A 13,773-nucleotide genomic window follows, 5' to 3' on the forward strand; every position below is an offset into this window, starting at 1 on the left:
GCCGTGTGGCGCCGGTGTGCGGCTCGATCTTCGGAGTCGCCAGTTTGGCCGGCTGGTCGCGCCGCGCCTGTGGGCACAGGCGGCACGGCCATGTCGGAGCCGGTGGCCGCGTGGGCGGAGGTGCTGTCCTACGCCGCGCGGGCCGCTCAAAGTCCGCTCAGGCCGCGGCCTCGGTCATGCGCCGGGCCAGATGCGCCAGTGCTTCTTCCACCTGGTCCACCAGGATCAACGACAGGTCGCCGGGCTCCAGGCGATCCAGCGCATGGTCGATGGCGGCGAACTCGCCACGGATCTCCTCGATGTGGTGGGTGCGAGTGGCTCCGTGCAGGCCCTGGCGCAGCAGCGCCATCACCTCGCCGTCGGCGCGGCCACGCTGGGCCGCGTCCTGGTACAGGATGACTTCGTCGAAAGCCTTGCCAAGGATGGCGGTCTGCTCGCGGATGTCCTGGTCGCGCCGGTCGCCTGCGCCGCTGATGACCACCTGCCTGCGCCTGGCCGGCATGCTGTCGACGGCGGCCACCAGCGCGCGCATCGCGTCCGTGTTGTGGCCATAGTCAGCGATGACCGTCGCGCCGCGATAGTCCATCACGTTGAAGCGGCCGGGCACGCCGGCGGCGTCGCTCTTGAAGCTCGCCAGACCACTGCGGATGGTGTCCCAGTCCAGGCCCAGGGCCCAGGCCGAGGCCACCGCCGCCATGACGTTGTCCACCTGAAAGCCGATGGTGCCGCCGCGTGTGATCGGCACGTCGCGCAGTGGCACGCGTTCGCGCCAGGCGCCTTCGGCGGCTATGACGGCGTCCTGGTCCACATACACGGTGCGGCGGCCTTGCGCGCGGTGCGTGGCCATCACGGGATGGGTGCGGTCGGCGGCGAAGAAGATGACGCTGCCCGGGCAGGTGGGCGCCATGGCCGCCACGTTGGGGTCGGCCGCGTTGAGCACGGCAAAACCTTGCGGCGCCACGTTGCGCACGATCACGCGCTTGAGCACCGCCAGTTCTTCCACCGAGTTGATGTAGTTCAGCCCCAGGTGATCGCCTTCGCCGAGGTTGGTGACCACCGCCACCTCGCAGCGGTCGAAGCCCAGGCCCTCGCGCAGGATGCCGCCGCGCGCCACCTCGAACACGGCCGCTTCGACGTCGGGGTGCAGCAGCACGTTGCGCGCGCTCTTGGGCCCGCTGCAGTCGCCGCTGTCGGTCTGGCGGCCGTCGATGTAGACGCCGTCGGTATTGGTCATGCCGGTCACCCGGCCGCTGGAAGCCAGCAGGTGGTTGATGAGGCGCGCGGTGGTGGTCTTGCCGTTGGTGCCGGTCACGGCCACCACCGGGATGCGGCCGTCGTCGCCGTCGGCGAACAGCTGGTCGACCACCGCCTCGCCCACCGCGCGGCCGCGGCCGAACGATGGCGAGATGTGCATGCGCAGCCCGGGAGCCGCATTGACTTCGACCACGCCGCCCGACTGCTCTTCCAACGGCACCTGCACGCTTTCGCAGACGAGGTCGACGCCGCAGATGTGCAGGCCCACCATCTGCGCGGCATCCACGGCGCGCGCGGCCACTTCAGGATGCACGGTGTCGGTCACGTCGGTGGCGGTCCCGCCGGTGGACAGATTGGCGTTGTTGCGAAGCACCACGCGCTGGCCGGGCTCGGGCACGCTGTCGGCGGTGAGCCCCTGCGCCTCCAGGCGGCCGATGGCGATGTCGTCCAGCCGGATCTTGGTGAGCGACGTGGCATGGCCTTCGCCACGGCGCGGATCGAGATTGATGGCGTCGACCAGCTGGCGCACCGTGCTCGTGCCGTCGCCCACCACGTTGGGCGGATCGCGCCGCGCGGCGGCCACCAGGCGGTCGCCCACCACGAGCAGCCGGAAGTCGAAGCCGGGCAGGTACTTCTCGACCATCACCTCTCCGTATTCGGCTGCGGAGGCGTAGGCCGCCGCGAGCTGTTCGCGGCTGACGATGTTGACGGTGACGCCCTTGCCCTGGTTGCCGTCCTGCGGCTTGACCACAACGGGCAGGCCGATCTCGTGGGCGGCCTCCCAGGCATCGTCCAGGCTGGTGACGGGGCGGCCGCGCGGCACCGGAACGCCGGCGGCATTGAGCAGCTGCTTGGTCAGTTCCTTGTCCTGCGCAATCGACTCGGCCACGCCGGACGTCGAATCGACTTCCGCCGCCTGGATGCGCCGCTGGCGCACGCCCCAGCCGAACTGCACGAGGCTGCCGCGCGTCAGGCGCCGGAACGGAATGCCGCGCGCCACGGCGGCATCGACGATGGCGCCGGTGCTCGGGCCCAGGCGCTCGTCTTCGTCCAGCTCGCGCAACTGCGCGATGGCGGCGGCGGCGTCGAAGCTGCCGGCCTCGCTCAGCGCGGCCTCGATCAGCTGGTGTGCCAGCTTCACGGCCAGGCGGCCGACCGGTTCTTCGACGTACTGCACCACCACCTGGTACACGCCTTCCTCGGCGGTGCCCGCGGTGTGGCCGAACGTGACGGCGATGCCGGCCTGCACCTGCAGCGCCAGAGCAGCCGCTTCCAACACATGGGCCAGAGATAGCGGTTGGCCGAGCACGACCGGATGGAGCTCTCCGATGCCGGGGAACAGCGCACGCAGGTGCTGCTCGAAACCGGGCAACTGCTCGATGCTCTGCTCGGCGCCCTTGCAGTGCACCACAGACTCGATGGAGGTGTGCCTGCTCCACAGGTTGGGGCCGCGCAAGGCGCGTGTGCGGATGATGTCCATGGTCGCTCGTCTACTTGTCGTGTTGTCTTGTCGTGGGGCGAATCGGCTCGTCAGGCCAGCTGCTGCGGCACGGTCGGTGCGGCCTCGATGGGAAGGTGGCCTTGCGACAGCTGGAGCGACGACAGGGCCGTGCCCAGGTCGGCTTCGAAGGCCTGCGCGCCGGCACCGATCAGGTTGAACGGAATGCCCATCGCCCAGCCTGCGGCCACAGCGGCGAGCAGGCTTTCTAGTTCGATGCCCGCATGCGTGGCGCGCCATACGGTCAGGCGACCCAGGCCGGGCAGGAAGCTCTCGCTGCTGCCGGTGGCCAGCACCACGCGGTCCTGCCGCACCAGCACGGCCTTGCCGCCCTCGCGCTGGTGACTGGACAGCGAATCGGCATGCGGGTCGGTGCTGTAGAGGATCACATCGCCATCGCAAAGCGGCGCCATGCCGGCGACGCGCGGATCGGCGGCGTTGAGCACAGCCGTGCCTTCGGCCAGCACCACGTCGACCTGGGTGCGCAGCACCTTCACCATCTGGTCGCTTTCGGTGATGTCGAACTGGCCCAGCCGGTCCGCGCCTTCGAGGTCGGTGACGATGCCGACCTTGCAGCGGTCGTAGGGCAGGCCGTCGAGCAGGATGGCCTCGGCACTCGTTTCGATGACCACTGCCTGCACCGTGCTGTTGACCAGCAGGCGATGGCCGGCCTCGAAGTTGGCGCTGTCGCGCGAATCGATGCGCCGGCGTTCGAGGAACAGGCCGTCGCGGCAGGCCAGGCCCGTGTGCTGCCCGCCCAGGCTGACCAGCCAGGCCACCAGCCGCGCCAAGGCGGCGGTGTTGTGCGAGCCCGCGACGCCGACGATGGGGATGCGCCCCGGCGCGCTGCCTTCTTCGTCGCTGTCGGGGAACAGGTGGTCGCAGATGGCGCGGCCCACCGGTCTGGGCGAGCCCACGCCAGGCTTCAGGTGCATCAGCAGCCCCGGTCCGGCGTTGACTTCGACGATGGCGCCGCCTTGGGCCTGCAGGGGCCGCGAGATGTCGCGCGCCACCAGGTCGATGCCGGCGATGTCCAGGCCCACCGTTCGGGCGGCGAGCACCGCCGCATACGCCACTTCGGGGTGGACGAGGTCGGTGCAGTCGGTGCCGAGGTTGCCGTTACGCTGGATGGTCACCACGCGCCCGGCCGCCGGCACCGATTCGCCGTCGAGCTGCTGGCGCTTGAGTTCGAGCTGGAGCTTGGCATCGTTCGGGAGGTCGATGAAGTCGAGCGGAAATTCTTCCTCGACGCCGCGGCGCGGGTCGCTGTTGAGTTGGCTGTCGATGAGCTGGGCCACGCTCTGGCGGCCGTCGCCGGTCACGGTGATCACTTCGCCGCGGGCAGCCGCCACCACGCGGCCGCCCACCACCAGCAGGCGGTGCTCCGAGCCGGGCACGAAGCGCTCGACCATCACGTCGCTGCCTTCGGGCTCGGCCACCGCGAAGGCGGCCATGACCTCGTCACGCGTGTGCAGTTCGAGCGACACGCCGCGCCCGTGGTTGGCGTCCGACGGCTTCACCGCCACCGGCAGGCCGATGTCTTGGGCGGCCTCCCAGGCTTCCTCGGCGTCGGCGACGACCTGGCCTTCGGGCACCGGCACGCCGCAGCTTTGCAGCAGGGACTTGGTCAGTTCCTTGTCGCTGGCGATGGATTCGGCAATCGCGCTGGTGTAGTCGGTCTCGGCCGTCCAGATGCGTCGCTGCGTGGCGCCATAGCCCAGCTGGACGAGGTTGCCGTCGTTCAGGCGGATGTGGGGAATGCCGCGGTCGGCAGCGGCGCCGACGATGCTGGCGGTGGACGGGCCGAGGTAGCAGGCGTCGAGCTTGGCACGCACCGCGTCGACGGCGGCCTGGACATCGGACGCGCCGAACGGGTCGTTGTTGATGCTCGCCATCAGCAGCTTGTGGCCTTCGGCGAGGGCCGCGCGCGCGACCTGCTCGTCACGCGCCCGGAACACCATGCGATAGACACCGTGGCGCGAGGTGCTGCGCGTCTGGCCGAAACCGGTGGGCATGCCCGCGAGGTTGAGCAGTTCGATCACCACATGCTCGAGCACATGGCCGGACCAGGTGCCTTCCTCCAGGCGCTGGATGAAGCCGCCTCGCTCGCCCACGCCGCAGTGGTGCTCGATCAGCGCCGGCAGCAGTGCGGTGAGGCGCGTGGTGAACCCATCGATCTTGTTGGACGGGAATTCCTCCAACTCGCCCAGGTCCAGCCAGACCTCCAGCACCGGACGGTAAGTCCAGATGTTCGGTCCCCGCAGGTAGTTGACACGGAGCAGGCGGATGTCGTCGAAACGGGTCATGAATACGTTTGTAAGGTTTCAGAGAGCGAGGTGTGGACGGCCCTGGTTCCGATATCCGAGATCGGGCACGCGGGCATTCGGTCAGAATCGGTGCCCGGCGCGATCGCCAGGCGTGGGTTTCGGCCTCTGCATTCTTGCTCCGACACCAAGCACTCCATGCAACATCCAGATTCCCTCGACGCCGCCGCACTCGTCCAAGTGCCACGAAGCCGATTGGCTTCCGACGAAAACGTTTTGGAAACCTTCGCGGTTGACCTCGATGCCGACCTGCGTTTCGTCAGCGGCGTCGTGGCATTGACTGGGCGCCGGCTTCTGTCGAAGGATGGCGCTGGCCAATGGCGCGAGTGGCCGCTCACCACGCCCGGGATTACCCTGACCATGTCCGACCATGCCGGCGTGGGCATGCTGGACCTGGCAGATGGACGAGGCCTGCTGCAACGCTGGCACTACACGCTGTCGCAACAAGCAGCAGCGCTGCGTCTGGTGCGCCTGTTCGAGCAGTGCATCAACGCGGCACACGGCGAGGCGCCGGCCGCGGCCATCGAGCCTGCCGCTGCCATCGATCCGGAATCGGAGACGCAAAGTCCGCCTTCCACCTGGGTCCTCTTGCGGCTGGGCCGATTCGCCCGGCCCTATCGGCGGCAACTGATCATCGGGTTTTTGCTGACGTTGGCGTCCACCGCGGCGACGCTGGTGCCGCCCTACCTCACCATTCCGCTGATGGACGACATCCTGATTCCGTTCCAGAACGGGCAGGCCATCGAGGCGAACAAGGTGCTGGTCTACCTGGGCGCGCTGCTGGCGGCTGCACTTGCCGGCTGGGGCCTGGGCTGGGCGCGCACCTACTTGCTGGCGCTGGTGTCCGAGCGCATGGGCGCGGACCTGCGCACCACCACCTACGAGCACCTGCTGACGCTGCCGCTGGATTACTTCGGCAACAAGCGGACCGGCGACCTGATGGCGCGCATCGGCTCCGAGACCGACCGCATCAACGTGTTCCTGTCGCTGCACGCGCTGGACTTCATCAACGACGTGCTGATGATCGCGATGACGGCCGTCATCCTCGTGTCGATCAATCCGCTGCTGGCGCTGGTCACGCTCGTGCCGCTGCCCTTCATCGCATGGCTGATCCACGTGGTGCGCGACCGGCTGCGCACCGGCTTCGAGAAAATCGACCGCGTGTGGGGCGAAGTGACCAACGTGCTGGCCGACACCATTCCCGGCATCCGCGTGGTGAAGGCCTTCGCGCAAGAGGCGCGCGAGGCCGAGCGCTTCCGGTTGGCCAATGCGTACAACCTCAAGGTGAACGACAAGCTCAACCGCACCTGGTCGCTGTTCACGCCCACCGTTTCGCTGCTGACGGAAGTCGGCCTGCTGGTGGTCTGGGCCTTCGGCATCTGGCAGGTGGCGCGCGGCCGAATCACCGTGGGTGTGCTTACCGCATTCATCGCCTACATCGGCCGCTTCTACATCCGGCTCGATTCGATGAGCCGCATCGTCTCCGTCACGCAGAAGGCGGCGGCGGGCGCCAAGCGCATCTTCGACATCCTGGACCACGTGAGCAATGTGCCCGAGCCGGCCGATCCGGTGCGGCCGTCCAGCGTGTCGGGCCGCATCGAGATGCGCGGGCTGGGCTTTCGCTACGGCAGCCGCTCCGTCATCCGCAACCTCGATCTTTCCATTCGCCCCGGCGAAATGATCGGCCTGGTGGGCCACAGCGGTTCGGGCAAGAGCACGCTGGTCAACCTCATCTGCCGCTTCTACGACGTGACCGAGGGCGCCATCCTGGTGGATGGCACCGACATCCGTCGATTTGCCGTGGCCGACTATCGCAGGCATGTAGGCCTGGTGCTGCAGGAGCCCTTCCTGTTCTTCGGCACGGTGGCGCAGAACATCGCCTATGGCAAGCCGAACGCCACGCGCGCCGAAATCGTGGCGGCGGCCCGCGCGGCGCACGCGCATGAATTCATCCTGCGGCTGCCGCACGGCTACGACTCGATCGTGGGCGAACGCGGGCAGGGCCTGTCGGGCGGCGAGCGCCAGCGCATCTCCATCGCGCGGGCGCTCCTGATCGATCCGCGCATCCTGATCCTGGACGAAGCGACCTCGGCGGTGGACACCGAGACCGAGAAGGAAATCCAGAAGGCGCTCGACAACCTGGTGCAGGGCCGCACCACCATCGCCATTGCCCACCGCCTGTCGACGCTGCGCAAGGCCGACCGGCTGGTGGTGATGGACCGTGGCGAGATCGTCGAGGTCGGCCCACACGACGAACTGATGGAACGCCAGGGCGCTTATTGGCGGCTCTACCAGGCGCAGGCTCGCCAGGTGGACGACGAGGGCGATCCGCCCGCAGCCATGCCCGCCAACGAACACGCCGCCCATCCGGCAGGGAGCGCCTGAACCATGACGCACATCGATATCGAGCGGGACCCCTTCGGTCGCCTGCTGCTCAAGAGCGTCGAAGGGCGCGCCGAAGTGGTGCAGCCGGTGCGTGCCTTTCCGCTGTCCGCGGCCGATGAGGGCGTTTCGCTCGTCGGCGAAGACGGTCGCGAGCGCGCCTGGATCGACACCTTGCACGACCTGGCCGAACCGGTGCGGCAGTTGCTGCGCGAAGCCCTGGCGGTGCGCGACTTCGCGCCCTGCCTGCAGCGATTGCATTCGGTGTCGAGCTTCGGCGTGCCCAGCACCTGGACCGTGAGCACCGACCGCGGCGAGACACGCTTCGTGCTCAAGGCCGAGGAAGACATCCGCCGGCTCGAAGGCGGTGCGCTCTTGATCGCCAGCGGCGACGGCGTGCAGTTCCGCGTGCCCGATCCCGGCGCGCTGGACCGGCATTCCCGCAAGCTGCTGGAACGCTTCTTGTAATCAGGAATGACCATGCATCGATCCGCACTCGTGCTTTTCTCCGGCGGGCAGGACTCGACCACCTGCCTGGCCGACGCACTGTCGCGCTACGAGCGTGTAGAGACGCTGGGCTTCGACTACGGCCAGCGCCATCGCATCGAGATGGATGTGCGTTCGACCGTCCGAGATCGGCTTTGCAGCGCGTTTCCGCAATGGGCGGCGCGTCTGGGCGATGACCATGTGCTGCAGGTCGACGTGCTGGCGCAGGTCAGCAGTTCGTCGCTCACGCAGGACATCGCGTTCGCCATGCAAGCCAATGGGCTGCCCAACACCTTCGTGCCGGGACGGAACCTGCTGTTCCTCACGCTTGCCGGCGCGCTGGCCTATCGGCGCGGGCTGGACGTGATCGTCACGGGCGTGTGCGAGACCGACTATTCCGGCTATCCCGATTGCCGCGACGACACCATGAAGGCCATGCAGCTCGCGCTGTCGCTGGGCATGGACCGGCGCCTGGTGATCGAGACGCCGCTCATGTGGATCGACAAGGCCGACACCTGGCGCATGGCGAATCGCCTGGGCGGCGATGCGCTGGTGCGCCTGATCGTGGAGGAGACGCACACCTGCTACCAAGGGGAGCGAGGCGTGCTGCACGACTGGGGCTATGGCTGCGGCGCCTGCCCGGCCTGCGAGTTGCGGGCTCGGGGCTGGGAGCGCTACGTGCAGGCGGCCTGAACTACACCACCGGCGCGACGTAGGCGATCAGTCGACCGAGCCGGCGGATCACGTCGGACGTGACGATGAACTGCGGCTTGTCGCGCTTCACATATGGCGCGATCTCCGGGGGATTGTCGGCCGGATAGGGCGAGGTGTCGTAGACATCGCCCACATGCTTGCTGCGATAGGCAGTGCCGGTGTAGGGCGTGACCGGCCCGGGGCCGCGGAAGGGATTCACGATCTCAGGCACCGCCGACGTCCAGTAGTTCTTGGTACCCAGTTCGTCGATGAGTTGATTCACCTCGGTTTCGGGCACGGTCGGCGTGGTCATCTTTGCGCCGACGAACAGGTCGGGAAAGTCCACCTCGCGGATGCCGAAGTACTTTGGCAGCGCCGTGGGCTGAGTCACCTTGAGCGGCGAACGCGCCACCATGGCTGCCACGTCGGTGTCGCTCATGCCATTCAGTTCGGCGTAGCGCTTTTCCAGGCTGGCGATGTTCAGTGCGCGGCCGGCCGAATAGTGGCTGATGGTGTTGGTAATGTCCTTGTCGAAGAAATAGGCGCCGTTGTTGATGTTGGAGCCGTAGCGGTGCACGTACAGCGGCTCGTTGGTATCCAGCTCGATGAAGGTCGGATGCGTTCTGCCGCCGCCCAGCAGGGGGTTCTTCTGCACGGCATCGGCAGGCAGCGGCACGGACTTGAGCCAGGCGATGGCCTCGGGAATGCGCGCGAGAAACTTTCGGTCGCCGGTCAGCGTGAAGTAGTTGAACAACTGCTGGATGTTGGTCTGCGTGGTGTGTGTGGCCAGCGAGCGCGGTTCGTAGGTGCGTGCTCCGGCGGGTGATCCAGCAGGGCGGCCATTCGTCTCTCGCGACAGATGCTGCAGGCTCCAACCCGCCTGTGCGCCGGGGTTCTGCAAGGAGCGCATGCATTCCATCGCCCGCGTGATGGTGTCGATCAGGTCGGTACGGCCCAGCGTCATCACGCACAAGGTGAGGAACTTGATGTTCTCGCCCATCACGTCGTCGTTGAAGGTCACGTGCAGCGTGTAGTCGCCGTCTTCCATGCCGTAGCGCGCACCGGTGGGCATCTGGTCGATGTTGGGCTGCGGCATGCTCGCCTTGGAGCCGGCATAGTGCGGAAACCGCTGCGGCCATCCGCCTGAAGCGATGCCGTATTCGGGGCCGAATTGGGCGTTGCGGATGAAGTCGATGGCCTTGTTGACGGGCGCTTCGAAGCGCGGGTCTTTCTTTTCCATCCACATGCGCAGCATGAACTGCGATGCGACGGCGGTGCCGGCATCGTCGAACGTGGCATTGCCGTAGTAGTTCTGGAATTCCTCGAGCCGCCAGCCGTTGCGGCCGATGGTCTCGTACCAATGCTTGAGCGATTCTTCGCCGGCGAAATCGTAGATGTAGTTCCAGCCTCCCGAGGCGTGCTGCGCGGCGACCACGGCCAAGGCAGTGCGCTCTGCAGCCTGGTAGAAGCGCTCGTCTCCGGTGGCGTGATAGGCGTCCAGGAAGATGTGCCCCATCGACGGCGTGCCCGGCGGCTGGATCCAGCACATGGTGCGCTTGGCTTCCATTTCGCCGAAGGTCTGCGTCAGGTCGGGCGAATACGACCACACGTAGCCGCCCCGATACGAGACCACTTCGTCCAAGTAGCTGACGGCGCGCTTCATGGCATCTGCTGCCTTGGCCTGCGGGGTGGCGGGCGCCGGGGGCGGCGCCGGTGCCGGCCCGGGGGGCGGATCGTCGCTGCTGCCGCCACACGCGGCAAGAGCAATGGGGCTCAGGCTGGCAGAAAGAAATGCACGGCGTTGCATGGATTCAGTCTCCTTTTGTTGGTGGATGAGCAAGGTGCAAAAGCACGACTAATCATCAGTCATCGTACAACTGAGAAAGGAAAATGAAAGATCGGGAAGAACCCGGGGGCTGGCCTCCACGTTTTGGATGATGTCCTGCTCCAAGCCACGCTTCACTCTCAGAAACGCGTAGGACAACGAGGACTTCGGTTTTCAGAGCGCAGCTTTACGGTCGGCCCTGACAAGATGACTGTCGTGCTTAGTCATCAGTTGTCGTATCTCTATGTGTCATGTAAAGCCACCGGCGCGCATCGGCACGACGGGGCTGACTGAGAGAAAGGAAGGCTGGAGCGCGCGAGACGGCCGACACCGAAGCCGCGCTATCGGCGTCGGCGTCGGCGTCGTCGCCGACAGGCGTCAGGCCGCGCTCTGCACGATCCGGTAGCGCGCGCCTGCGCCTTCGGGCTCGGGCGTGAGCGTCCAGCGACGCTGGTGGTGATCGCCCACCGCAGCCCGATGCGCGATCGACACCATCGCGCCACCGGCGGCATGCACCTGGGCGGCCAGGCGCTGATAGAGCGTGCGCTCCGCTTGCGCGTCGAGCGCACTGGTCGCTTCGTCGGCGAACAACCAGGCCGGCTTCTTCAACAACACGCGGGCGATGGCCAGGCGTTGCTGCTCGCCGCCGGACAGCTTCTGGCTCCAGGCGTCGCTGTCGTCCAGCCGCAGCGCAAGGTCGGGCAGCAACGCATCTTCGAGGGCTTGGCGCAATAGCGCGTCGCTGTAGTGATCGGCAGGCTCTGGATAGGCCAACGCGTCGCGCAGCGTTCCGTCGGGCACGTAGGGGCGCTGCGGAATGAACATCGCGTTCTCGGGCACCTGGGCCCGTCCTTTGGCAAAAGGCCAGATCCCGGCCAGGGCGCGGAAGAGCGTGGACTTGCCGCTTCCGGAAGGCCCCTGCAGCAGCACGCTGTCACCGGGTTGCACGGACAGGGCGGCGTTGTCGAGCAAGGTGCTGCCATCGGGCAGGGCGATTGAAAGGCTGTCGGCCTGCAGCGCGGGAGCGCCGCCGGTTGCGGGCATCTGTTCCAGCGCGCCGGCGGTGTTTGCGTGCGCCTGCATCGCGGCTTCGAAGCTGGTCAGTCGATCGGCGGTGGCGCGCCAGACGGCCACGCGGTCGTAGTTGTCGACGAACCAGCTCAGCGAATCCTGAACGCGCCCGAAGGCCGAGTTGACCTGCATCAGCTGCCCCAACTGGATGGCGCCGGAGAAGAAGCGCGGCGCCTGCACGATGAAGGCGAAGATGACCGAGGCCTGGCTGAACGAAGCCGTGAAGGCCACAAGGTTCTTCTGCTTCTTGATGAGCTGCAGGTAGTTGCCGAGCACCGCGCCGAATCGCTTGCCCAGTTGGCCATGCTCCACCTGCGCGCCGCGGTCGAGCGCGATCGCCTCGCTGTACTCGCGCACGCGGACGAGGTGATGCCGGAAGTCGGCCTCGTAGCGCTGCTGCCGGAAGTTCAGGCCGATCAGCGGCCGGCCGATGTAGTGGGTGATGATGGTGCCGGCAATGCAGTACACCAGTGCCAGCCAGACCATCGAGCCGGCCACGGTGAACTCACGGCCGCCCAGCGTGAAGCTGAAGTCGCCCGACAAGCCCCACAGGATGCCGACGAAGCTCACCAGGGTGACCACCGCATTGAGCAGGCCCATCGACAGGTTCATCGTGTAGTCGGTGAACAGCTGCATGTCTTCCTGGATGCGCTGGTCCGGGTTGTCGGGCGGCGCGTCGAGGTGCTGCGCGTAGCGGGCCAGTTCGAGCCGGTAGAAGGTGTTGTTGGACATCCAGCGCTGGAGGTAGTTGCGCGTCATCCAGGCGCGCCATTTCAATTGAAGCAGCTGTGTCAGGTAGAACTTGAGGATCGCCATCACGATGAAGCCGGCGGCGATCCAGCAGAAGACGACGATCTCGCGCCAGAACACGGTCTCGTTCTTTTCCTGCAGCGCGTCGTAGAAGCGCGCGAACCACTGGTTGTTGAGCACCAGCATGTAGACCGTGCCCAGGTTGAGCGCCACCACCGCCAGCAGCAGCCCGCGCGCCATCCATCGTTCCTCGGAGCGGAAGTAGGGTGCCGCCAAGCGGCCGATGCGGCGCATCGTCTGCATCAGCGAGGGGTTGGAGGACGTGGTGGAAGCAGATGTGGCCATGCCGTGTGTGCTCGCAAGGGTTGCGCCAGGAGCGGCGTTCAGCCGCGCATCGTAGCCGGGTGGGGCTTAAGCGGGACTTAGCGGCGCGCCGCCATAGGGCGCTTGCGCTTACGGGTTGCTGATGCCGCTGGCGACGTGTCCGGCGGGCACGTGGCGTGCCGCTGCGTCCACGTGGCCGGTCTGGTCGTCGAAGAAGAAATCGGGCTCGAACTCGCGCAGGAACTCGCCCTTGGGCAGCCCGCCCAGGAACATGGCTTCGTCGACGCGGATGTTCCAGGCCATCAGCGTGCGGATGGCGCGCTCGTGCGCCGGCGCGCTGCGCGCCGTGACCAGTGCGGTGCGGATGCGCATGGACGAGTTGCCCGCCATCTGCAGACGATGCAATGCCATCAGCAAAGGCTTGAACGGACCTTCGGGCAGCGGCAGTTCGGCCTTGCTCTGCTCGTGCGCCTGGAAAGCGTCGAGGCCTTCGCTCTGGAAGATGCGCTCGGCTTCGTCGCTGAACAGCACGGCGTCGCCGTCGAAGGCGATGCGGACCTCGTTGGGAAAGGCGTCGCTCGCCTTCACCGATTCGACCAGGACGCGCGCGGCCGGGAAACCCGCGAGCAGCGCCTCGCGCACGTCGGCGGCGTTGACGGAAAGGAACAGGTGCGCGCGCAAGGCGCGCAGGTAGCCGAAGGGTGGACGCCCCTGAGTAAAGACGCCGCGCTGCAGCTTGATGCCGGCGGCGTTGCTGGAACGGAAGATGCGCATGCCCGAGACCGGGTCGTTGCGCGAGAGGATGACGACCTCGACGCGCTGCACCCCGTCATCGTTGAAGCGCAGGAGCTTTTGCACCAGCGAGTAGGCGATGCCTGGCTGCGCGGGCTGGTCGAGTCGCTCGAACTGCAGGCGCATGTAGGCCTCGGGGTCGCCAGCCTCGAACAGGCGGTTCTCTTCCTCGAGGTTGAACAGGGCGCGCGAGGAGATCGCGACCACGAGCTTGTCGTCCAGGGTGACGGGCATGGCTACGGCTGAGGTGAATGCGCTGCGAAAGGAATCCGGTACCGACGCGCATTGTCGCCCGTGAACCGGGGCGCAGCGCGCCGCCGTCGAGGCTCGAAGGTGACAGCGGGGGCGCTCACCTTGGGTCAACATCGTGGCGA

At 67.1% G+C, this 13,773-nt stretch carries 8 protein-coding genes; 3 read left to right on the plus strand and 5 right to left on the minus strand.

All coding sequences use genetic code 11. The annotated features are described in order from the left end of the window. Positions 1-157: 157 nt before the first annotated feature. Positions 158-2,734, minus strand: coding sequence for a cyanophycin synthetase (gene cphA / locus QTH91_RS12575; RefSeq protein ID WP_286660400.1), 2,577 nt, complete (start codon positions 2,732-2,734; stop codon positions 158-160). A gap of 50 nt (positions 2,735-2,784) precedes the next feature. Then, a complete protein-coding gene (locus tag QTH91_RS12580) occupies positions 2,785-5,058 on the minus strand; it encodes a cyanophycin synthetase (protein WP_286660401.1) in 2,274 nt (757 codons plus the stop codon). Positions 5,059-5,214: 156 nt separating this feature from the next. On the opposite strand from QTH91_RS12580, the gene QTH91_RS12585 reads away from it, so the two are divergent. The 3 genes from QTH91_RS12585 to queC are packed head-to-tail and all read left to right on the plus strand — an operon-like array spanning position 5,215 to position 8,637. Next, on the plus strand, positions 5,215-7,461 hold the full coding sequence (locus QTH91_RS12585) for a cyanophycin metabolism-associated ABC transporter (protein WP_286660402.1): 2,247 nt from the start codon (positions 5,215-5,217) through the stop codon (positions 7,459-7,461). A 3-nt stretch (positions 7,462-7,464) separates the two neighbouring features. Next, positions 7,465-7,926 carry a cyanophycin metabolism-associated DUF1854 family protein gene (locus QTH91_RS12590; RefSeq protein WP_286660403.1) on the plus strand — a complete coding sequence of 154 codons (462 nt, stop codon included), beginning with the start codon at positions 7,465-7,467 and terminating at the stop codon, positions 7,924-7,926. Between the two features lie 6 nt (positions 7,927-7,932). Continuing rightward, on the plus strand, positions 7,933-8,637 hold the full coding sequence (queC, locus tag QTH91_RS12595; RefSeq protein ID WP_286660404.1) for a 7-cyano-7-deazaguanine synthase QueC: 705 nt from the start codon (positions 7,933-7,935) through the stop codon (positions 8,635-8,637). A 1-nt stretch (position 8,638) separates the two neighbouring features. Here the strand turns inward: queC and QTH91_RS12600 are convergent, their stop codons facing one another. From QTH91_RS12600 to QTH91_RS12610, 3 genes are all read right to left on the minus strand, one after another. Then, positions 8,639-10,444 carry a pectate lyase gene (locus QTH91_RS12600; protein WP_286660405.1) on the minus strand — a complete coding sequence of 602 codons (1,806 nt, stop codon included), beginning with the start codon at positions 10,442-10,444 and terminating at the stop codon, positions 8,639-8,641. Between the two features lie 396 nt (positions 10,445-10,840). Next, entirely contained in the window at positions 10,841-12,628 is a 1,788-nt protein-coding gene (locus tag QTH91_RS12605; RefSeq protein ID WP_286660406.1) for an ABC transporter ATP-binding protein/permease, read from the minus strand. 108 nt (positions 12,629-12,736) lie between these two features. Then, positions 12,737-13,633, minus strand: a complete 897-nt coding sequence (locus QTH91_RS12610; RefSeq protein WP_286660407.1) for a 5'-nucleotidase — start codon at positions 13,631-13,633, stop codon at positions 12,737-12,739. Between the last annotated feature and the right edge of the window lie 140 nt (positions 13,634-13,773).

The organism is Variovorax dokdonensis, assembly GCF_030316895.1.
GTDB lineage: Bacteria > Pseudomonadota > Gammaproteobacteria > Burkholderiales > Burkholderiaceae_C > Variovorax > Variovorax dokdonensis.